Origin of the sequence: Methanoculleus taiwanensis, assembly GCF_004102725.1 — an archaeon.
Taxonomy (GTDB): domain Archaea; phylum Halobacteriota; class Methanomicrobia; order Methanomicrobiales; family Methanoculleaceae; genus Methanoculleus_A; species Methanoculleus_A taiwanensis.
The window spans coordinates 228,800-250,408 of the sequence record NZ_LHQS01000001.1; the positions used below are offsets into that span (position 1 = coordinate 228,800).

At 60.1% G+C, this 21,609-nt stretch carries 21 protein-coding genes; 17 read left to right on the top strand and 4 right to left on the bottom strand.

Annotated elements, in window-relative coordinates; translation table 11 throughout:
• Window positions 1–208 precede the first annotated feature (208 nt).
• Both ABH15_RS01235 and ABH15_RS01240 read left to right on the top strand, forming a co-directional pair.
• Complete coding sequence (locus tag ABH15_RS01235) at window positions 209–4,003, top strand: right-handed parallel beta-helix repeat-containing protein (RefSeq protein ID WP_128692549.1); 3,795 nt, start codon at window positions 209–211, stop codon at window positions 4,001–4,003.
• Window positions 4,004–4,040: 37 nt separating this feature from the next.
• Complete coding sequence (locus tag ABH15_RS01240; RefSeq protein ID WP_128692550.1) at window positions 4,041–5,180, top strand: hypothetical protein; 1,140 nt, start codon at window positions 4,041–4,043, stop codon at window positions 5,178–5,180.
• A 469-nt stretch (window positions 5,181–5,649) separates the two neighbouring features.
• Here the strand turns inward: ABH15_RS01240 and ABH15_RS13755 are convergent, their stop codons facing one another.
• Window positions 5,650–6,135 carry a hypothetical protein gene (locus ABH15_RS13755; RefSeq protein ID WP_174719407.1) on the bottom strand — a complete coding sequence of 162 codons (486 nt, stop codon included), beginning with the start codon at window positions 6,133–6,135 and terminating at the stop codon, window positions 5,650–5,652.
• A 107-nt stretch (window positions 6,136–6,242) separates the two neighbouring features.
• Here ABH15_RS13755 and ABH15_RS01250 point away from each other — a divergent pair, with 107 nt between their 5' ends.
• On the top strand, window positions 6,243–6,461 hold the full coding sequence (locus tag ABH15_RS01250; RefSeq protein ID WP_128692551.1) for a hypothetical protein: 219 nt from the start codon (window positions 6,243–6,245) through the stop codon (window positions 6,459–6,461).
• Here the strand turns inward: ABH15_RS01250 and ABH15_RS01255 are convergent.
• On the bottom strand, window positions 6,431–7,024 hold the full coding sequence (locus ABH15_RS01255; protein WP_128692552.1) for a GNAT family N-acetyltransferase: 594 nt from the start codon (window positions 7,022–7,024) through the stop codon (window positions 6,431–6,433). The two genes, ABH15_RS01250 and ABH15_RS01255, sit on opposite strands and share 31 nt — an antisense overlap.
• A gap of 69 nt (window positions 7,025–7,093) precedes the next feature.
• On the bottom strand, window positions 7,094–7,546 hold the full coding sequence (locus tag ABH15_RS01260; RefSeq protein ID WP_128692553.1) for a hypothetical protein: 453 nt from the start codon (window positions 7,544–7,546) through the stop codon (window positions 7,094–7,096).
• Between the two features lie 170 nt (window positions 7,547–7,716).
• Between ABH15_RS01260 and ABH15_RS01265 the strand changes: the two genes are divergently transcribed.
• The 6 genes from ABH15_RS01265 (at window position 7,717) to cgi121 (ending at window position 13,862) form a co-directional block, all read left to right on the top strand.
• A complete protein-coding gene (locus ABH15_RS01265) occupies window positions 7,717–8,739 on the top strand; it encodes a type II glyceraldehyde-3-phosphate dehydrogenase (protein WP_128692554.1) in 1,023 nt (340 codons plus the stop codon).
• Between the two features lie 37 nt (window positions 8,740–8,776).
• Window positions 8,777–9,721: a tyrosine--tRNA ligase gene (locus ABH15_RS01270; protein WP_128692555.1), complete on the top strand. Its 945-nt coding sequence runs from the start codon at window positions 8,777–8,779 to the stop codon at window positions 9,719–9,721.
• Between the two features lie 6 nt (window positions 9,722–9,727).
• Entirely contained in the window at window positions 9,728–10,504 is a 777-nt protein-coding gene (locus ABH15_RS01275; RefSeq protein WP_128692556.1) for a serine protein kinase RIO, read from the top strand.
• 26 nt (window positions 10,505–10,530) lie between these two features.
• Complete coding sequence (locus ABH15_RS01280) at window positions 10,531–11,073, top strand: KH domain-containing protein (RefSeq protein WP_128692557.1); 543 nt, start codon at window positions 10,531–10,533, stop codon at window positions 11,071–11,073.
• 125 nt (window positions 11,074–11,198) lie between these two features.
• Complete coding sequence (locus ABH15_RS01285) at window positions 11,199–13,340, top strand: ATP-dependent DNA helicase (RefSeq protein ID WP_128692558.1); 2,142 nt, start codon at window positions 11,199–11,201, stop codon at window positions 13,338–13,340.
• A 6-nt stretch (window positions 13,341–13,346) separates the two neighbouring features.
• Entirely contained in the window at window positions 13,347–13,862 is a 516-nt protein-coding gene (cgi121, locus tag ABH15_RS01290) for a KEOPS complex subunit Cgi121 (RefSeq protein ID WP_128692559.1), read from the top strand.
• Between the two features lie 5 nt (window positions 13,863–13,867).
• On the opposite strand, the gene ABH15_RS01295 is transcribed toward cgi121, so the two are convergent.
• Complete coding sequence (locus ABH15_RS01295; RefSeq protein WP_128692560.1) at window positions 13,868–14,356, bottom strand: MogA/MoaB family molybdenum cofactor biosynthesis protein; 489 nt, start codon at window positions 14,354–14,356, stop codon at window positions 13,868–13,870.
• Window positions 14,357–14,840: 484 nt separating this feature from the next.
• On the opposite strand from ABH15_RS01295, the gene ABH15_RS01300 reads away from it, so the two are divergent.
• From ABH15_RS01300 to cbiB, 8 genes are all read left to right on the top strand, one after another.
• Window positions 14,841–16,124 carry an ORC1-type DNA replication protein gene (locus ABH15_RS01300; RefSeq protein WP_128692561.1) on the top strand — a complete coding sequence of 428 codons (1,284 nt, stop codon included), beginning with the start codon at window positions 14,841–14,843 and terminating at the stop codon, window positions 16,122–16,124.
• A 4-nt stretch (window positions 16,125–16,128) separates the two neighbouring features.
• Complete coding sequence (locus ABH15_RS01305; RefSeq protein WP_128692562.1) at window positions 16,129–16,620, top strand: Lrp/AsnC family transcriptional regulator; 492 nt, start codon at window positions 16,129–16,131, stop codon at window positions 16,618–16,620.
• A gap of 12 nt (window positions 16,621–16,632) precedes the next feature.
• Entirely contained in the window at window positions 16,633–17,790 is a 1,158-nt protein-coding gene (locus ABH15_RS01310; RefSeq protein ID WP_128692563.1) for an aminotransferase class I/II-fold pyridoxal phosphate-dependent enzyme, read from the top strand.
• Between the two features lie 452 nt (window positions 17,791–18,242).
• On the top strand, window positions 18,243–18,545 hold the full coding sequence (locus tag ABH15_RS01315) for a DUF4405 domain-containing protein (protein ID WP_164913605.1): 303 nt from the start codon (window positions 18,243–18,245) through the stop codon (window positions 18,543–18,545).
• Between the two features lie 437 nt (window positions 18,546–18,982).
• Window positions 18,983–19,993, top strand: coding sequence for an adenylosuccinate synthetase (locus tag ABH15_RS01320; RefSeq protein ID WP_174719408.1), 1,011 nt, complete (start codon window positions 18,983–18,985; stop codon window positions 19,991–19,993).
• Window positions 19,990–20,175 (top strand): methytransferase partner Trm112, encoded by a 186-nt coding sequence (locus ABH15_RS01325; RefSeq protein ID WP_128692566.1) that lies wholly within the window; start codon window positions 19,990–19,992, stop codon window positions 20,173–20,175. The genes ABH15_RS01320 and ABH15_RS01325 overlap by 4 nt, the downstream gene beginning before the upstream one ends.
• A gap of 8 nt (window positions 20,176–20,183) precedes the next feature.
• Window positions 20,184–20,708, top strand: a complete 525-nt coding sequence (locus ABH15_RS01330; RefSeq protein WP_128692567.1) for a DUF7524 family protein — start codon at window positions 20,184–20,186, stop codon at window positions 20,706–20,708.
• Window positions 20,687–21,604, top strand: coding sequence for an adenosylcobinamide-phosphate synthase CbiB (cbiB, locus tag ABH15_RS01335; RefSeq protein WP_128692568.1), 918 nt, complete (start codon window positions 20,687–20,689; stop codon window positions 21,602–21,604). Before ABH15_RS01330 ends, cbiB begins: the two co-directional genes overlap by 22 nt.
• Window positions 21,605–21,609 lie beyond the last annotated feature (5 nt).

A 21,609-nucleotide genomic window follows, 5' to 3' on the forward strand; every position in this document is an offset into this window, starting at 1 on the left:
TTCCGCACGTAGAGTTCCAAAGAGGGCTCCATGAGGAGCCGGCGCTAGCCTTTATACAGGACATATCCTTAAAATCGTGAAAATTTCAAAAAATTCGATTATTTTCAAGATTTTTTCCAGTTTGCGGTTATCCGTCGTCGATTCATTCCGGATGGCTTATATACCATCCTCAATCACATTTCGTCTATAGACATCTTTTGTGATTGCTATGTGTGGCATGCGGATGCAGGGAATAAACCCTCAGAACATCCTCTTCCGGGCGATCATCGTCCTGATTCTTGTCGGACTGCTGGCGATGCCGGCAGCGGCGGAAGAGGCACTCCCGGACGCGGTCCGGGTGGATGCAACGTATAACGAAATGACTCCTGACTACGGCTATCTGAACTTCTCGAGTATTCAGCCAGCGCTCGACGCCGTCGCCGAAGGCGGCACCGTCACCGTCGACGGGGGGACGTATACGGGACACCTGAACATAACGCAGGCCGTCTCGCTCGTCACCGATGAAGACGCCGTCATCGACGCCGACGGCTGGGGTCTCGGTATCCTCATCTGCGTGGACGACGTCTCCGTTGAAGGCTTCACCGTGATCGGCGCGACGACCTACGGTATCGCCAGCAACATGGTTGACAACGCAGAGATCACCGGCAACACCGTCACCGTCCTCTCCGACGAGACCACGCTCGAAGCTCCCGTCGGGATCTATCTCAACGGAGGCGCCGGCCATATCGTCACCGAGAACACCGTCACGGTGGAGAGCGATCTTCCTGAAGAGGCGGGTATTGTCGCCTGGAACGTGGAGAACGCCGACGTCTCCGACAACATGGTCACCGTCTATGCCGAGTACGTCGCGATCGTACTCCTGGATACCGAGGCTTTAGAGGTTCATCCATTCGCCCAGTGGGGCGCAAGCGCCCGGCAGGACGAAGTCAGTGCTCTTGAGGATGAAGGGGACTTCAAATACGTCGAACCCATCGGGATTGTCGTGAACGGAACCGATGTACTGATCGACGAGAACTCGATCGGGGTCGTCGCAACATGCCTCGGCGAGCCCGGCGAGGACGCCTTCTACGGAGCATACCCCCTCGGCATCAAGGCCGATGGCGAATCCGTCGAGGTCACGGACAACATAATTGAGGTCGAGAGCGAAGCCACCGACTACTCCTACGGCGACGGAATTGCGGCGAGGGGTGCGCTTGCTCTCATCGAAGGCAACACCATCACCTCGATTGTGACCGCAGAGGATGCGGAGCCGTGGGGTATCAACCTCTACGATGCCCTGAAAGGCCAGGTCCTCGAGAACGAGGTCACTATCGCCATCTTCGCCGACTACGCCGACGATACCTACGGCATTCTTGCGGAAGAGTCCGGGAAGGCGCAGATACTCGACAATAACGTCACCTATACCGCAGAGATCGGCGGCCTGGATATCACCGAAGCGGGCGCCGGTATCGAAGGCGTCGCCGTCTATGACTGCTACCAGTCGCAGGTCGCCGGGAACGACGTTGAAGTCGCCATCATGGTCCTGGCGGTGAACGGACTCGATATCGGATCGGAAGACTCCGGCCTCTCCTCGACCGCCGCAGAGGTCTATGCCGACCTCACCGGCGAGATCGTCGAAGGGTGGGCCGGAGCAACCGGTATCGACGTCGACGAAAGTGACGAAGCCTGGGTCCTCGAAAACGAGATCGCCGTCGAGGTGCTCCTCGCATCGGTGGACATCGCCGAGAACGTAAGCGTCGTCGAAGGCGGGATCTGGTCGACGGGCCTGCTGATCGAGGATTCGTACGGTGCCGTAGCCTTCGGGAATACCATCGATGCCGGTTTCATGACGGCGGCAGAGGGGATCGGTAGCGGCGACAACGCCAGCGTCGCCTACACCAGACTCTCCAGCGAAGTCGCCGGCGTGGTACTCTACGACACAGAGGATGCGGAGGTCTCCGAAAACTGCATTACGGCCGAGAGCCTCCAGATTACCGTCGCGGAAGCCCTGGCAGCCATTTCGGAGGACGGCGGTCTGGTGTATCTCCTCGACACCCAGCTGGCCGAGGACGAGACGGAGATGAACGCGTTTGCCGCGTCTCTCGATGAAGAGGGTGCATATGCGGAGGCAATCTGGGAAGGCCTGAACGAGACCGCGCTCGCCCGCACACGCACAACTGCGGCCGCGGCCGGTATCTACGCCGATACCGATGGCGATACCGAGATCTATGACAACACCGTCGACGTAGCAATCGACTCTCTGGTCATGGATATCGCAATGTACGAAGTCATCAGTGAGGATGCGGTGACGTCCGCAGTCGGTCTTGCACAGGGCTTCGGTATCATCGGCCCCGACGGGTACGATGCATCCATATGCGGGAATACCGTCACGGTGGAATCAACCGGTGCCATTGAGGCAGTCTCAGCCGAAGGAGAGGTGTCCGCCGCAAGCGTACTGAGCGAATCGCAGCTCCGCGTCGCTGCACGGGGTATCGTCGGCCTTGCAGAGGAGAACGACATCTCCGATAACACTGTCGACATCGCCGCGATCGGCGAGTCCGAAGCCCTTGCATTCGAGGAAGTGCCCGACAGCCTGGCCGTTGCAGCCTCGCTGATCAAAACCCGTGCGGTCGGCATCACGATTCCCCTCGCCGCAGAGTCTTATGACAACGAAGTCAGCGACAACACGGTGAATGTTCTCTCCACCCTGACGCCCGTCTCTGCGGCAGAGGGCGTCTCCGGGGAAATCGCGGCGATCGTACAGGGCAGGGCTGCCGGCATCGGCATTCGCGCACCCAACGCCTGGATCTCCGGCAACGAGGTGGACGTCATCGCATGTGTGGATAACGCCACCGCCGTCGCTGCCGAGGCATCCATACAGGAAGTGATAAGCGAAAACATTGCGATCGCAACCGCTCAGGGTATTGTGACGAAGAACGCCATTGTCGAGGATAACGTCGTCTCCGCTGAAGGCATCGCCACCGGAACGGTCATTTCCGAGACGGAAGAACTCCTCGAGAACGCCGATGCCCTCATCCTCACCGAAGCCGTCGGCATCGGTATCCACGACCGCGGCCTCTCCACGATGATGCGCAACACCGTCACCGGAAACGGAGAAGCGGCCCTCTACGGCTATCTCGAGGGCTACCGCCTCGATGGGTTCGGCGTCGCCTTCGCCGAAGGTCTGGGTATCATGACGAATGGCGGAACCGTTGCCTACAACAATATCGAGAGCGGCCTGCTGGGCGACTATAAAAAGGACATCCCGACCAGCGCGGCATACAACTGGTGGGGCGATGCAAGCGGTCCGTCCGGTTACGGCCCGGGAACAGGAAGCCCCATCTACGGCGTCATCTACTACGACGATCCCATGACCTGGGAACCCTGGCTGACCCGCCCCTACGAGACCGTCCTTGACGAGGATAAGGCATACCTCGGTATCGAGCTCCGGCCCGACACGGGTCTTTCGAAGGGCTGGAACACGCTCTCGACGCCGATAGCCCTTGAGGACAATTCCTGGCGTGCCATCACCAGCATGGGCGAGGGGCTGAACTACAGCATCGCCTACACCTGGGACGCCGTCAGCCAGCGGTGGGTGCAGGTGCTTGACACCACCCGGATAAGCCCACTCGACGCCGTCTACGTGAAACTGCGTGAGGACGCCCGTCTTCCGGTCGCTATCAGCCCGGAGATCACGAGCCCGCCGGTGAAGTATCTCAAATCCGGCTGGAACCTCATCGGCCCTGCGTATGCCTTCGATCAGGATACCCTTGCATGGGACGAGATGAAGGTCGACAAGGCACTCATTTCGATCGAAGAGACGCCGGCAGGCCTCACCGGCTACACCGTCGTTCTCTCCCCGTCGATCAACGACGAAGCATGGGCGTATACCGCCGGCGCCGCCAAGACACCGACGATGAGCACCGGCTACGGCTACTGGGTCCAGATGGAGAACCCGGACGCCCTGGCCGGCTTCAGCTCGACGCCCCTCAATCTCCCGGAGATCGATCTCGGGTGGGGCTAACACCCCCCCCTCCTCTCCACACCGTGAGGACCCAACCATGCAGAGAACCACACACACACTCGCACTCCTGCTGGCACTCGCAGTCCTGACCGTGCCGGCAGTCGCAGAAGATCCGTCCGGACCGGTGCCCCATGCCTTCTACGGCACCCTGCTGGATTCCGACGGGACGGCAGCGCCGGTCGGGACCATCGTCGTCGCTTCGGTCAGGGGACAGAACGTGGGAAGTATCACCGTCACCACGGCAGGCGAGTACGGCAATGCCGCTGACGGAGCTGCAAAGCTCATCGTCTGGAACAACGCTCTGGTCACCGGCGATCCGATCACATTCTATATCGACGGTGTCCGTGCCGCAGAGACCGCTTCCTTTGAGGCAGAAATGGTGACACGCCTCAATCTCACCGCAAGCGCTCCGCTGCCGAAAGAGCAGCCAGGGGAGAGCACGACCGAACCAGTCTCCCCGAAGCAGGGCCAGGAGACGACGGTGACCGGTAATGCGACCGGCACCTCAGTCACCATCACGACGACGGTCGACCTGACGGACGAGACGATAGCCTTCACGGCCTTTGAAGAGCCTCCGGACAACCAGGCTGTTCCCTCGACCCTGGCATCCGTCGGGCGGTACGCCGAGATCACGAGCACCATCTCGAACAATCAGATCCAGAGCGTAACGATCCGTATCTTCTACACCGACGCCGATATCGCCGCCGCAGGGATAGACGAGGCGAGCATCCGGGTCTACTGGTGGAACCCGACCGCTCAGGTCTGGGAACAGCTCCCCGGCGGCGTCGACACTGCTCAGAACGTTGCCTGGGGCACGACGAGCCACTTCTCCACCTTCGCTCTCCTCTCGGTGAAAGCGGTCACCCCGACACCGGGCGGCGGCGGAGGTGGCGGCAGCGCGGCCGGCGGTGCAGCAGGCCCGATCGTCTATCCGACCGATACCTTCGGGACGCCGACGGTGACCCCGACCGTGACGGCAACGATGCCGACCAACATTCCAACGACGGCCGCTCCTGGTGAGACGGTGGTTCCGGGCGGAGCAGCGGGGCAGCAACCCGGCGAGCCCGGAGCAAGCGGCGGGCAGACGGGAGAAGAACTTCCGATGGCCATCATCGCCATCGCGGTTCTCGTCATCGCCGGTATCGCGGCTGCCTTCTTCTTCCTGAAGAAGCAGTAACCCGAAACACTTCCTTTTTTCAGGCAGGGCTCTCTTCCGCACGATTCGTCAAGCGACACTTAAATAGCCGCAATTCCGGCCGGATCCGGCTAAATTTCGACCCGCACAGAAGCCCCCAGACGGCCGATCTCGTGGCGGGGTATGGATTACATCCTCCGAACATTACCTTCGCTCATATCGCTGTTATACCTCGGTGAATTTTCCGGCAATCAGGAATCAGAGCGCAATGCTCCGGGTTCCGGGAGCACCCGGATCAGTCGTCTGAAACCGGCCTTAAAATCAAAAAAGAACCCTAATGTGCCCTTGGTTCAGGGCGGAAAGAGGGCGGGTCCCCACCCGGCCATCCCGGAGACCGCCGGGCACTCTCGAGCAGCCCCATACAGGACGACGGCGACAGCATCCCGGGGGCGGAAGGGTGGCGGGTCTGCACCGACAGTCCGCAGAAAAACACGCGGATCCGGAGGCGCCCTCACGGCCCCTGCGGGAGGGTCGGTTCCCCGGGAAGCCCCAGAAGCGGGAAACCCCCCTGCGGTAGACCGAAGAGGACGTTCCCAAGCGATGTTGCGAAGATGAAGAGCAGCATGAGCGCGACGAGCCAGATCGCAAGGAAGATGACCATATCGCGCCGCCGGATCTCCCGGAACGCGATCTCGCCGGCATTCATCCGCCGTGCCGTCCTGTGGGCGTCGTAGATACCGTAGAGCCAGACCACGACGCCGGGCACGATGAAGAGGAAAAGCCCGGCGAGCGTCCCGAAGAGGACGGCAAGGCCCTTCGCAAGCTGGCCGTTGTAGACCTGCCCGGCACCGTCGAAGAAGACCGAAAGAAAGAACGCCGTCCAGGGATTCTTATCCCTCCGCAGGTAACTGCCCGGAACGCTCGCCCCGCAGCTCTGACAGTACTCGACCCCTTCCGACCGGAGCGGCTCCCCACACGTCTCGCAGACCTTTGCCATCCCTTCACCCCTCGGGGGTGAGTGGCAACGAGAATATATAGCGTTTTCCCATGCCGGGCAGAAAAAACGCGAAGGCTTATTGCGCATCGTCAAGCGAGTATACAAGCATGGATGCGAGGAGAGGTGAAGCGGCCTGGACGAGGATCCGGCAGCGCCGGCTCTTCGACGGCGCAGAATACTACGCCGAACGGCTCTTTGAGACCCAGCAGGCCGCACGCAGTTACGCCCGCCTGCTCGAGACGCGGGGCGCGATTGTCCAGGTGGCTCCCTCGCACGCGGAGGGAGGGAAACGAGGCTATGCCGTCTTCGTCCGGCGGGAGCGATGATCCCGGCCGGCACTTCCCGCGAGGTACTCCTCTTTTACAATCCCGTAGATCCCGATATCCTCAAAAAAACCCCACTTCTGCACATGCCGGCGGAGGCACCCTTCGTAGGCCATGCCGCACTTCTGCATAACCCTCGCCGAGGCGGGGTTCCGGGTAAAGTACATCGCGTAAATCCGGTTTAAACCGAGCCCCCCGAACCCGTATGCAATGATCGCCCCTGCAGCCTCGGTGGCATAGCCCCGGTTCCAGTAAGGCTTTCCTATCCAGTAACCGAGCTCTCCGCGCCGGTGCCGCCGGTCGATGTTCATGAGTCCGATCGCACCGATGAGCAGGTCGTCGTCGGCGGGGGTGACCGCAAAGACCACCATCTCCCCGAGCACGAACCCTTCTTCGTGGCCGGCGATCCAGGACCCCGCCACGCCGTCCGGGTACGGATAGGGGATATCGAGGGCATTCGCCGCAACGTCGTAGTCCCCGGCGAGCCGCTGCACCTCCGGGGCGTCAGTAAGGGTCATCGGGCGAAGGAGGAGCCGCTCGGTCGCAAGCGTGGGCTGACGGGTCATACTCTGATCCTCACCCTTTCAGTAGCGGAATACTTAAAAACCTGCCACATGGGCGCTCCCGGAGCCGGATCACGGAATCTCGCGGATCTCAAGCGGTCCGTAGAACGCCCTGCTCTCCCAGACGACCGTTCCGTCGGGCTCGCGGATCACGGCATCGACCGTGACCGTCTCGCCGGGGCGGCGGTCAACGAGGATGATGACGGGATTTTCCGGGCCGACGTTCTCATAGAGCCGATCGTCCGCCCGTTCCCGGGTAGTGCTGTCTGTCAGAACCTCATAGGAGACCCGGTATGCCGTCGGCTCATCGCTCCGTGGAACATACCGGGCGATGATGCGCTCCTCGGTGACGAACCCCTCCTCGAAGAACGCCCCCGCCTCGCCGGTCAGTACCTGGACGGGCGTCTCAGACAGGGTGACGATGCCGCCGGACGGGGGTGCGCCGGGGGTGGTGCACCCGGCCGCGAGTAGCCCTGCCGCGACGAAGAGGATGAGAATACCGATGGGTTGTGATCGCGGGGTCATGCTGCTGACCCGTTGATCGAGAGAGGATGTAGAGGTTTTGGAGCAGGTAAGCTGGTATAGGAAATTATAGGCGGCAGGAAGGCCTTGAAACCTGAATCGCCCCGGAATGGCGAGCAACCCGTGCAATTTTCAGCAACCTTTATCAGGTTTTGTTCTGTATTCCAACGTACATGATCAAAGTAGCCATCAACGGGTACGGCACCATCGGCAAAAGGGTGGCCGATGCGGTTGCCGCTCAGCCTGATATGGAAGTTATCGGCGTATCCAAGACAAGCGTCAGCGCTGAGGCGTTCATTGCCGGAAAGCGCGGCTACCCTCTTTATATCACCGACCTCTCGAAACGCGAGGCGTTCGAGAAGGCCGGGATCGCGGTCGCCGGCGACGTCGAGGAGATGATCAAGAAGGCCGATATCATCGTCGACGCCACTCCCGGCGGTGTCGGGGCGAAGAATAAGCCGATCTACGAACTCTACCAGAAGAAAGCAATCTACCAGGGCGGCGAGGATCACGAGGTCGCCGGCACGAGCTTCAATGCGCACGCGAACTACAAAGAAGCCATCGACAAACAGTTCGTCCGCGTCGTCTCCTGCAACACCACCGGGCTCGTCCGGGTCATCAACGCACTCGATCAGGCCTTCGGCGTCCGGAAGGTCCGGGCGGTGATGGTGCGCCGCGGCGGCGACCCGAACGACATCAAACGCGGACCGATCGACGCCATCGTCTTAAACCCGCAGACGATCCCGAGCCACCACGGCCCCGACGTTCAGACCGTGCTCCCGCAGATCAACATCGTCACCATGGCGATGATCGTCCCGACGACCTTCATGCACATGCATACCATCCATGCCGAGCTTGACAAGGAGACAAACCGCGATGAGGTTCTGAAGATCTTCCGGGAGCACAGCCGCATCGGCCTCGTCACCAAAGCGACGAAGATCACGAGCAACGCAGAGCTCCGCGAGTATACCCAGGATCTCGGCCGGCCGCGGACGGATCTCTGGGAGAACGGAGTATTCGAGGATTCGGTCTCGGTGCTCGACGGAAAGGAATTCTTCTGCTTCCAGGCGATCCACCAGGAGGCGGACGTCATCCCCGAGAACATCGACGCCATCCGCGCCATGATGGGAACGGTGAAGGATCCGGCGGAATCCATCCGGATGACCAACGACGCGCTCGGCTTTGTGGCCATCTAGAAGAAGCATTAACACCACATCCTACCCATTATTTTTAATGGATCCCTACTCACTGGCAACGAGGAATACGGTAGAGGTCGTCATGGAGGACGAACTGCGCTCACTCCTTGACCGTCCCGCAAAAAGTGTCTACGCGGGGTATGAACCGAGCGGTGAGATCCATCTCGGACATCTCGTCACCGTCAACAAACTGATGGATCTGCAGGAAGCGGGATTTGACGTCACGATCCTGATCGCCGACCTCCACGCATTCCTGAACCGGAAAGGGACGATGGACGAGATCCGGGATCTCGCGGAGTACAATCGCCGCTGCTTCGAGGCGCTCGGCCTCACCGGGGTAAACTACGTTCTCGGCTCCGACGTGCAGCTGACGCCGGAGTATGAACTGCAGGTGCTTAAACTCTCGCAGGAGATCACCGTCAACCGCGCCCGGCGGAGCATGGACGAGGTCGGCAGGCAGATGGAGCACCCCACGGTCTCGCAGATGGTCTACCCGATCATGCAGATGGTCGATATCGCGACCCTCAAGGTCGAAGCTGCGGTCGGCGGGATCGACCAGCGGAAGATCCATATGCTGGCACGCGAACACCTCCCCTCCGTCGGCTACCCGGCACCGGTCTGTATCCACACCCCGATCATCAACGGTCTTGACGGCAAGAAGATGTCCTCCTCGGCGGGCAACGTCATCTCGGTCGCCGACTCGGAAGAGGAGATCGAGAAGAAGATGAAGAAGGCCTTCTGCCCACCGGAAATCGAAGAGAACCCGGTGCTCCAGATACTGAAATACCATGTCTTCCCGCGGGTCGGGACGGCCGTCGTGAAGCGGCCCGAGAAGTTCGGCGGAGACGCCGATTTTGGGACGTACGAAGCGATCGAGCAGGCCTACGCCGCCGGCAGCATCCATCCCCTCGACCTGAAGAAGACCGCCGCCCGCTACCTGATCGATATCTTCGCCGACGCACGCGACTGTATACACGGGTGACCCGACGTGAGCCTTGAAGATCAGCAGGAACGGTTCGACCGCGAGATCGAGGCGATGGGCGTCCGACTCAAGGACGCCGACCAGATGAAAGTCAGGGAGGACGTCTTCGACGAAGTCACCCTCATTGCCCTCTACAAACTCGTCCACAAAAAGCTCATCTCCGTCATCGGCGGACCTATCAGCACCGGCAAGGAGGCGAACGTCTTCTACGGCGAGCAGGACGGGCGCGGGATCGCGATCAAGATATACCGGATCCAGACGGCGAACTTCAAGGCGATGAGCGAGTACCTGACGGGCGACCGCCGGTTCTCGAGTATCCGGGGGTCCCGCAAAGAGATCATCTTCGCCTGGACGAAGAAGGAATACAGCAACCTCGCCCGGGCATACGAGGCCGGCATTCCGGTTCCGCAGCCGCTGGCGTTCGACCGGAACATCCTGCTGATGGAGTTCCTCGGAGAAAGCGAGCGGCCCTATCCGCAGCTCCGGGTAGCGGCGGTCGACGACCCGGCGGCGACGTACCGGGAGATTCTCGGGTATATGGAGACGCTTTTTGTAAAAGCCCGGCTGGTACACGCCGATCTCTCCGAATACAATATCCTATATGCACAGAGGCCTTACCTGATCGACATGGGTCAGGCAGTCACCCTGGATCATCCGCGGGCTGCTTCGTTCCTCTTCCGGGACGTGAAGAACATCAACCGGTTCTTTTCGCGGTACTGCGATGTGCAGGACGAAGAGGAGATAATGCAGCGTATCCTGGGCAAAGCCCGTCAGGAACCGTAAAACCGACGATAGAGAGGTTTGTGATCATGGCAACACAGGAGATAAAAGTTACAGCAAACAGGATTGGTGCACTCATCGGCAAGGCCGGTGCCACCAAACGCGAGATCGAGGAGAAGACGGGAGTCGCCATCCTGATCGACAGTGAAGAAGGGATTGTCACCGTGGACGGGGAAGACCCGGTCAACATGCTCGCCGCCGTAGAGATCATCCGGGCGATCAACCGGGGTTTCTCGCCGGAACGGGCGTTCAAGCTCCTCGACGACGAAGACATGATGCTCGACATCATCGACCTCTCCGAGATCGCCGGATCGACCCGGCAGATGGAACGGCTCCGCGGCCGGATCATCGGCAAAGCAGGAACGTCACGTGCCCAGATCGAGGATATGACGAACACCGGCATCTCGGTGCACGGCAAGACCGTCGCACTGATCGGCCTGCCTGACAATATCAAGACCGCGAAGAGCGCCGTCGAGATGCTCATTCAGGGCGTCCCCCACGAGCACGTCTACTCCTTCCTCGACAAGAAAAAGAAAGAAGCGAAGCACGATATGCTGGAATACTACTACTAAAAGACCGAACGTGAGGGAAAAAGCCGGAACCAACATTTTTTACATGCCGGCAAAACCTCCCCACCCGACTAACCACCATGACAACCAGAGATACTGCCTCGTGCACTGGAAATGAAGGGGTTCTGATGCAGATCGCCGATCTTCCAATCGCTCCTGCCCTCGCTGCCTGCTATGCCGAGAAGGGGATACGGGCGCTTTACCCTCCACAGGCAGACTGCGTCGAAAAGGGTCTCTTCGAAGGGAACAACCTCCTCATCGCCATCCCGACAGCGAGCGGCAAGACGCTCGTCGCCGAGATGGCAATGCACCACCATATCGGGCGTGGCGGCAAATGCCTCTACATTGTCCCGCTCCGGGCGCTCGCAAACGAGAAGTACGATGACTTCTCCGGAAAGGGCGTCAGGGTCGGTATCGCCACCGGCGACTTCGACCGCAGGGACGACTATCTCGGGAGGAACGATATTATCGTCGCGACGAGCGAGAAGGTCGATTCTCTTCTCCGGAACAAGACGAACTGGCTCTCCGAGGTCAGCCTGCTGGTACTCGACGAAGTCCACCTGATCGACTCCCCCGACCGGGGCGCGACGCTCGAGATGGTGATCACAAAACTCCGCCATAAGAACCCTGCAATGCAGATTATCGCCCTCTCCGCGACGATAGGGAATCCGGAGAGCCTTGCGGGATGGCTCGACGCCGAGCTCATAGAGAGCGAATGGCGGCCCGTCGACCTCCGGGAGGGCGTCTACTATCATGGGTGCATCCACTTCCCGGACAATGACCGGCCGGTCGAGCGGCGGACAAAACACGAAGACCTCGACCTCTGCCTCGACACGATCAGCGAGAACGGGCAGTGCCTGGTCTTTGTCAGTTCACGGAAGAACGCGGAGGCGTTCGCGAAAAGGGCTGCCGCCGGTCTCAAGCTGGAGAGCCCCGTCCTCACCGGATACGCGGAGAGTATCCGGTCGAAGGCGGATACCGATACCGAAAAGACGCTCGCCGCCTGCGTGGCGCACGGTGCGGCGTTCCACCATGCCGGCCTCAAGAAGGAAGAGCGCCGGATCGTCGAACAGGGATTCCGGGAAGGCGCGATTAAGGTCATCTCCTCGACGCCGACGCTTGCGGCGGGTCTGAATCTCCCCGCCCGGCGGGTGATCATCCGCGACTACCTCCGCTTCAACTCCGGCGAAGGGATGGTTCCGATCCCGGTGCGCGAGTACCGGCAGATGGCCGGGCGTGCCGGGCGGCCACACCTCGATCCCTACGGCGAGTCGGTGCTGATCGCGAAGGGCGAGGAGATGATTGACGAACTCTTCGACTGCTATATCGAAGCGCCCGCCGAGGATGTCCGGAGCCAGTGCGCGAACGAAGCGGTCATCTGCTCCCATATTCTCTCACTGATAGCGACCGGGTTTGCGCGGGAGCACGACGAGCTGACGGCGTTCATGGAGAAGACGTTCTACGCCGCCTCGAGCGAGAGCCCGGCCATCCTGAAGCGGGCGGTGCACCGGGTGCTCGAGTTCCTCCGGGAGAGCGAGATGATCCTCGAGGTCGGGGAGTGGATTGAGCCGACCGAGTACGGGTCGCTTGTCTCCCGGCTCTACCTGAATCCCTGGAGCGCCGAGCGGATCGCAACGACGCTGCCGCGGGTGGATGGGTACAGCGATATCGGCCTTCTGCAGCTCCTCTGCACGACGCCCGATATGCCGACCCTGTACGTCCGGAAAAACGACGCCTACTACCTCGATAAATTCATCGCGGAGCACGGCGAGGAGCTCTGGACCGAGATCCCCTGGCATGCCGACGAGGGATTCGAACGGAGCCTGAAGACGGCGCTCCTCCTGAACGACTGGGCAAACGAGCTCGGGGAGGAGATGATCTGCGAACGTTACGGTGTCGGACCCGGGGATGTCTACGCAATGGTGGAGAGTGTGAACTGGCTCATTCACGCAAGCCGGCAGCTCGCCGGGATGTTCGCACCGGAGCTTGCAAAATCCATCGAGGAGATGGAACTCCGGATGAAACACGGGATCAGGCCTGAACTCCTTCCGATTGTCAGGCTCCGCGGGATTGGCCGTGTCCGTGCCCGCAGACTCTTTAACAACGGATTTACGAGCCTCGACGCCATCAGGAGCGCCGGACCGGAGAAACTCGGCAGGATACTCGGCCAGGGGATCGCGGCGCAGATCTTCGAACAGCTGGAGGGGAAACGGGACGCTATCGGCGAAGAACCGGCTGATCAGCAATCCACCCTCTTCCATTTCGGGTGAACATTCATGGATAGGATTACGTGTGAAATACACCGGGCCACCGCCCGGATAGACGATAAAATTGCATTTCTACACCGGGTGCGAGCGATCGCGGATACTTACGAGACCCATATCATCCTCTTTGATGCCGATCTGATGGCAGGAGAGAAGCACGTCAGGACGGCGCTCGAGCATGCATACCGATCCTACGCTGCCGGGACGCCGATCGCAAACTCACTCGAGATGGAAGTGCTGCTCTATGCAGCAGGGACACGCCAGTGCCTGGTCGCGACGAACTTCGGGATACACCAGGGTGAGAACCGGCTCTACACCTGCATCTGCCCCCCTGCAGCGGGAGCCCGCAAGGAACTTGCCGCCGTCATGACGTTTGTAGAAGAGGAGTTCGGGGGGATCGATGAGGCGAAGGCGGAGCGCCTGATGGAGGCCTTCGGGATCACCCGGGACGAACTCGAAGCAGTCGGGGAAGATCGAATTGCCGAGCTCGTTCTCGAGCGGGTCGCACTCCTCGATGTCTACCGGTGAACCCTTCACCGGGATGCGTGCGTCAGGATATGCCGGATCTCGGGGATGATGATCTCGCGAGTCGCAAGGGTAACGGCCTTTGAAGATCCAGGGATGCAGAAAACGGCACGGCCACCGATAACACCTGCCACCGCCCGGGAGAGAATCGCGGCAGAACCGATCTCCGCGTAGCTCTTCATCCGGAAGAGTTCCCCGAACCCGTCCATTTTTTTGTCGAGCAGGGGTAAGACAGCCTCGATTGAGACATCGTCGCTGGTGAGCCCGGTTCCTCCGGTGATGACGATGCATGATGCCTTCGAAAGAGCCAGGTAGACCTCCCGGCGGATAGAGGGCATATCGTCAGGGACGATTGCGTAGTGGGTTATTACGATCGACGATTCCTCAAAGATCTCCATGATCGTACGACCACTGACATCGGACTCCTCCGTACGGCTGGAGGAGACGGTGATGACCGCAGCAGTGACATGAACCGGTTTATGATGATTGCTGTCCATCCGATGATCTGGTATCTCGGGATACTTTATTTTACTTTGTGAGAATAGGTGCCGAAAGCTCTGACTTCCCCCACCCCTTTATTTCCATTGGAACTCTCCTCCTCACCGCCTACCAGATCAATGGTATTTCGAACGGCTTGGGACGGTCCGGGATCTTCGATCGTACTTCTTTCGTTAATTTTATATATTATAATTTAGAGAGGTACACATGACTGTTTTCATCATCATTCATCATCGATGATCAGAAGGTCTGTATCATCATCACATTCCACTCGCAACAAAGGGGTGGGGGACCCGGGCTCTCGCCCGGTGATCGGTTCTTCCACATGCCTCCCCGCGTACGGGGAGTTCTGGACAGATCCGGGGCAGTCCAGTATCTCCATTGTTCCACTGGAAACGAAGGGGTTATCATACCTGAAAACGAACACCTTATCAGGCTGCGAGAGAAACCGATCTCGTCCTGGCCATTTCCCCCGGTGACACTATGTCGGACGATAAAAACAATCCTATGGGTTTATTCAAGAAATATCTCACCAATAGAAGGATATTCAAGAACCGTGAAGTGCTCAGGCACAGTTACCGCCCGCATATCCTCCCTCACCGGAAACCGCAGATCGACGAGCTGGCATCTATCCTTGCTCCGGCACTGAATAATGAAACGCCCTCGAATATTCTGATATACGGAAAGACCGGGACCGGGAAGACTGCGAGTGTCAGGTATGTCGGCCTCGAGCTTGAGAATGCCAGCGGGGTCACCGGAACGCGCTGTCGGATCGTCCACCTCAACTGTGAAGTGATCGATACCCAGTACCGGGTGCTGGCGCAGATAGCAAACTGCCTTGAGGATCACGACGAGCACGCGAGTGACAGCACCCGGATCCATATCCCGATGACCGGGTGGCCGACTGACCAGGTATACATGGAGCTCAAAAAGCAGCTCGAGAACAGCGGCGGGGTGATGGTGATTGTTCTTGACGAGATCGACAAGCTCGTCAAGAAGAGCGGAGACGACACCCTCTACAACCTTACCCGGATCAACTCGGACTTAAAGCGGGCGAAGGTCAGCATCATCGGGATCTCAAACGATCTCCGGTTCACCGACTTCCTCGATCCACGGGTGCTCTCCTCGCTCTCGGAGGAGGAGATCGTCTTCCCGCCCTACAACGCCCCGCAGCTCTGCGATATCCTGCAGCAGCGCTCCGAGATAGCCTTCGTCGAGGGGGCGCTCGACGAGAGTGTCATACCGCTCTGCGCCGCTCTCGCTGCCCAGGAGCATGGTGATGCCCGCCGTGCACTGGATCTCCTGCGGGTCTCAGGGGAACTCTCCGATCGCGAAAACTCAGATATGGTGACCGAGCGGCACGTCAAGATGGCGCAGGAGAAGATCGAGACCGACAGCATGGTGGAATGCGTCTCAACGCTCCCGACCCAGAGCAAAGCCGTCCTTTACGCGATGCTGATCCTCGAGCAGATGGGCAAGCGGATCTTCACGAGCGGCGAGGTCACGATGGTTTACCGGGAGATCGCGCGGATCCTCGATCTCGATGTCCTGACGCACCGGCGGATCACCGATCTTATTTCGGAGCTGAATATGCTCGGTGTCATCAACACGCGGGTCGTCTCGCGTGGCCGGTACGGCAGAACGAAGGAGATGTGGTTCGATGCCGCCACGAGCAAGATCGACGAGGTCGTTTCGCGCGATCCGCGGCTGTCCGACCAAAGGTTGAAAGAGATCGACATCAATCGTTTGAGAGCAATGTTCAGGTGATTTCATGGATGAGAAGGATCGTCTGCTCCTCCGGGAACTGGAGGAGAACAGCAGTGTTCCGCTGGAAGATCTGGCGGTCATGGCCGACTTAAGTGAGAGTGACGTACAGAATCGGATCCGGCGACTGGAAGAGGCGGGCGTTATCCGGAAGTATACCGCCGTCGTCGATTGGGAGCGGGCAGGGGACGGGATTGTCGCTGCCGTCATCGAACTGAAGGTCTCGCCCGAGCGGGATTACGGGTACGACCGAATCGCCGACCGGATCGCCCGGTTCCGGCAGGTCCGCTCGCTTCGGCTGATGACCGGCACCTATGACCTCCAGCTGATCGTTACCGGGGGGAGCATGCACGAGATAGCCCGTTTTGTCTCCGAGCAGATTGCGCCCATGGATCGTATCCGGGAGACGGCGACGCATATTGTCATGAAATCCTACAAGGAGAACGGCAATATCCTCGCCGAGCGCGAAGAGGTCGAACGTCTCCCCTATTCGTTCTGAGGTGACCCGGGCATGAAGGACTTCATCTCTTCGAGAGCACGCTCCATCCCCCCGTCAGGCATCCGGAAGTTCTTCGATATTGCCCAGACGATGGAGGACGTCATCTCGCTTGGCGTTGGCGAACCCGACTTCTCGACGCCGTGGAACGTCTGCGAGGCGAGCATCTACTCCATCGAGCAGGGCGTAACGAACTATACCTCGAACAAAGGGACGCCGAAGCTCCGGGCTGCGATAGCGCGGTACCTCGAGAGCAGCTTCCAGACTCCGTACGATCCCGAGAATGAGATCATCGTTACGAACGGCGTCTCCGAGGCCGCGGACATCGCTATCCGATCCGTGGTGGACGTCGGCGACGAGGTACTCGTCGCCGAACCCTGCTACGTCTCCTATTCCCCCTGCATCACCCTTGCAGGCGGGGTGCCGGTACCGGTCCCCTGCACTGCCGAGACTGAATTCCGGCTGACCCCCGATGCGCTGATGGAGCGGATTACCCCGAGATCGAAGGTGGTGATCGCAAACTTCCCGAACAACCCGACGGGCGGGACGATGAGCGAGGCCGATTACCGGGCGGTCGCGGACGTCGTCGTTGACCACGATCTCCTGCTGATCAGCGACGAGGTCTACGCCGAGCTCACCTACGACGGATCCCACTTCTCCCCGGCGGCGCTCCCCGAGCTCCGGGAGCGGACGGTCACCCTGAACGGATTCTCAAAAGCGTATGCCATGACCGGATGGCGGGTCGGCTACCTCTGCGCACCGCCGGCGATCACGGCCGCCGCCCTGAAGATCCACCAGTACGTTGCACTCTGCGCTCCCGTCATGGCGCAGGTGGCCGCATACGAGGCGCTCCGGAATGGGGCGGCGGAGAAGGATGCGATGGTGCGGGAGTACCGGATCAGGAGAAACCTCTTTGTGAACGGCTTAAACCGGCTTGGCCTTACTTGCCACCTCCCGAAGGGAGCGTTCTACGCGTTCCCCTCGGTGGAGAGTACGGGGCTCTCGGATCAGGAGTTCGCCGAGGCACTCCTCCGCGAGCAGCATGTCGCCGTCGTGCCGGGCAGTGTCCTCGGCGGTCCGGGGCACGTCCGGTGCGCGTACGCTGTCTCCCGGGAGAGCCTGAAGACAGCACTTGAGAGGATGGAAACATTTCTGGCAGGTTTGAAAACCTGAATCCTCTCCTGATCTCCCGGCTTCGAAATACAAGCTCTTTTATAGCTCTTTTCCTCCGGCGGAACGGAAAGAATGCAGTTTGTCTGACAAACGGAGGTCGGATAACCCCTTTATTTCCAGTGGAGATGAAGATTTATTCGGCTTTTTTTGGTGCTGGAGATCGGAGGTACCCCTGTCGAACAGTATGGAACCTGTCCGTTGAATCCCGGAAGGATCTTCGAAATTTGCGAATGCGGAAGAACCCGGGAAATTCGGGACATCAGCGATCCCGGAGGGTCTAAAAAGTCCGTGAGAATGGACGAGGATGGTGAAAACCGGTCGGTTCCACTGGAAATAAAGGGGTTCAGAGAGGTACACGGACGCGCTGTCTCATCTCTTCCCGGTGTCGGACGAGGCCGCCCGACCATACTTACATATACTGCCTGATGATAGTCTCATCCGGAGAAAGAACCATGCGGAAAGCGGTAATAAACGCATTTGTCGATGCTATCGCCCTGATTCTATTCATACCCTCCCTCATATCGGGAGTTGTCCTGTACGTCGTCCTTCCCTCGGGGGGAGGCGGGTTTCGCGGCGGCACCAGTGTCGCGAGCGCCGATATCTTTCTCGGCATCGCCAGGAGCGACTGGAAGGATCTGCATACGTATACAAGTCTCGCCTTTGCGGCACTCATCATCGTGCACCTCCTCCTCCACTGGCGGTATATGCGGTCTCTCGGGCGTATCTTCCGTGGAACCCGCACCGATACGGAGTGATGATCCTTTCTCCGTAGGCCGTGACCTGCAGGTGAAGGGATGGCAGCGGAGCCCAACCCCGAGAGTGTCCCGTTAAAGAGACGGGTCGAGGCGATCGAGGATTCCGTCTCTGATACCCACCTTTTTTGAAACCCTTGTGCTCTCCCCGTCGCAATCATGCGGTATGGGTTGCCGCGATGGATGTTGACTGAGATATCACGGTGCAACGCCTGCCAATGTCGCATACCCAGCCGTATATCATTATTCCTGCTACGCTGAAGCGCTGACGGGCAGCCTGACCTGGGCAGAGCCGGCGGGCGGGTACCGGAGTGGCCGCCCGAAGCGGCCGGTAGAACGGGCAGGGTTCCCGGGGAGCATCCGCCGCCGAATGCCCCGGCTAATTGAGCACATTCGATGTTTTTATCACTATGAATCACTCCATCCTACATGATAGAACAATGAGCTGCACAGTTATCGTCGGCGGATTCTTCGGAGACGAAGGAAAGGGTAAGATCGTGGCGCACATCGCCTACGAAGACAGACCGACAATCATCTCACGCGGCGGTGTCGGGCCGAATGCGGGGCATACCGTCCAGGTCGGTGAGAAAGAGTACGGCGTCCGGATGGTGCCGTCGGGTTTCATCTATCCGGATGCCCGTCTCATGATCGGGAGCGGCGTTCTTGTAGATCCCCGCGTATTTCAGCGGGAGGTCGACCTTCTCGGCGTCGGAGATCGGATCTACATCGACGGTCGCTCGGGGATCATCGAAGAGGAGCATATCGAGCGCGACCGCGGGAGCGAACACCTCAAGACCAAGATCGGCAGCACCGGAACCGGATGCGGCCCGGCGAACGCCGACCGGGTGATGCGGACCTCCCGGCAGGCGAAGGACGTGCCGGAGCTCGCCCGATATATCACCGACGTTCCCTGCGAGGTCAACGCCGCCATCGAGCAGGGCGAGGCGGTGCTGCTCGAGGGCACCCAGGGTTTCGGGATCTCGCTCTACTATGGAACCTACCCCTATGTCACGAGCAAGGATACGTCGGCCTCGCAGATCGCCGCTGACAACGGTGTCGGCCCGACGAGAGTCGACGACGTGATCGTCGTCTTCAAGGCATTCCCGACCCGGGTCGGAGAAGGGCCTTTCTCGACCGAGATGACGCTTAAGGAGTCGAACAGTCTCGGTATTGAGGAGTTCGGGACTGTGACGCACCGCCAGCGCCGGATCGGCCTCTGGGACGGTGAGATGGCCAGGTACTCCGCTATGATCAACGGGTGTACCCAGGCTGCGATCACCGGTATCGACCGGATCGACGCTTCCTGCTACGGCGTCACCGAGTATGCAAAACTTACGAAGAAGGCGAAAGACTTCATCGCGCAGGCAGAAGAGGATATCAGAGCGCCCGTGACGCTGATCTCAACGGGGCCCGATATCTCTCAGATCATCGATCTGCGGAAGGATCTATGAGACGCGATCTGCTGGATATCCTCTGCTGCCCTGTCTGCAAGGGTGCACTGATCCTGACGGTCACCGAAGAGAACGCCGACGAGATACTGGAAGGGAGCCTTCGATGCGAGGCTTGCAGCGTCTCCTACCCCATCTGCGAGGGCATCCCAAACCTCCTCCCGAAGTCGCCCGCTGAGGACTGAGAGCCGCGATGCCGGTTGAGATTCACTTAAACAGGCGGGGCATCAACTCGATCGAGGTGCACCCGGAGGTGGCGGTCACGGCAGGGAGCGACCTCGCCCTTGAGATGATCAACCACGGCGCTCCCCTGCACCTGACGCTTTCGAGTCAGAACTCGGGAATGTTCACCGACTTTTTCCACGCGAATCTCTACGTTGCCGACCGCGAAGCCTTCATAATACCGATACGGCCGGATTCGTACCCGGGTTTCTTCGACGTCGCGATCATTACCGGGTACGGTGCCAAGCGGGCGGCATTCCGGGTGGTCGTCCACCAGGTGCCGCCCGAAGTCCCGGAGGAGCCGGAAGAACTGCCCCCACACCCCCAGGCTCCGGCACGGCGGATCGGCGTCGCCCTCCCGGCCGGTTTTCTCGTAGCCGCAGGCCTCGTGCTGTACGGTCTCTGGCTTGCCTTCCGGCTCGATATGTATAATTATACGGCATTCCTCGCGCTGCTCGCCGGAGTTCTCATGCTATGGTTCTCGCGGCGCTCGTAGTCGCTCTTGCACTGCTGGTCGATCGGGCCGTCGGCGATCCCCGCTCGCCCCTGCACCCGGTCGCCCTGCTTGGACGGTTCATCGGGTGGTGGGGCGTCCCGTCCCGGTATCCGGCCTCTCTTCAGCGCGCCGCCGGTGTCGTCTTCACCCTCGCGACCGCGCTGCTCTTTGCCGCACCTTTCCTTATCGTCGAGGCTGCTGCCCCCTGGTTTCTCTACCTGATCGCCGCTCCCCTGCTCCTGAAGGCCTGTTTCGCCTGGCGGGCTCTCGAGGAGCATACCCGTGCAGTTGTAGAGGCGGCAGCAGGCGACCTTGACGAGGGGCGTGAGGCTGTCGGAATGATGGTGAGCCGCGAGACCGCCTCCCTCGACCGGGAACACGTCCTTTCCGCAGCCTACGAGTCGATGACCGAGAACCTGACGGACAGCATCGTCTCGCCGCTCTTCTACTTCGGTCTCTTCGGCCTCTCCGGGGCGGCGTTCTACCGCGCCGTCAACACCATGGATGCGATGCTCGGCTACCGGGACGAACGGGAGCGACTCGGCTGGTTCCCCGCGAGGCTCGACGACGTTGTCAATTTCATCCCCGCCCGGATCGCGGGGGCGGCTCTGCTCCTCTACTTCGCATACCGCGGGCGTTTCCGGGCTTCGTATACGATCCTCCGGCGTGACGCACGAAAACGGCCAGGGTTCAACGGAGGCATCCCGATGGCGGCGATCGCGGGCGGGGTTGGGATCAGGCTTGAAAAGCAGGGCATCTACGCCATAGGCGACCCCGAAAAATCGCTTGAAACGGCGGGTGACGAGATCGTCAGTGCTGTCAGGGCCGCAACCCTCATCGTCGCCCTGGTTCTGATCGCCGCACTATTTTTATTGGGGACAGCGAGCAATACATAAGAATA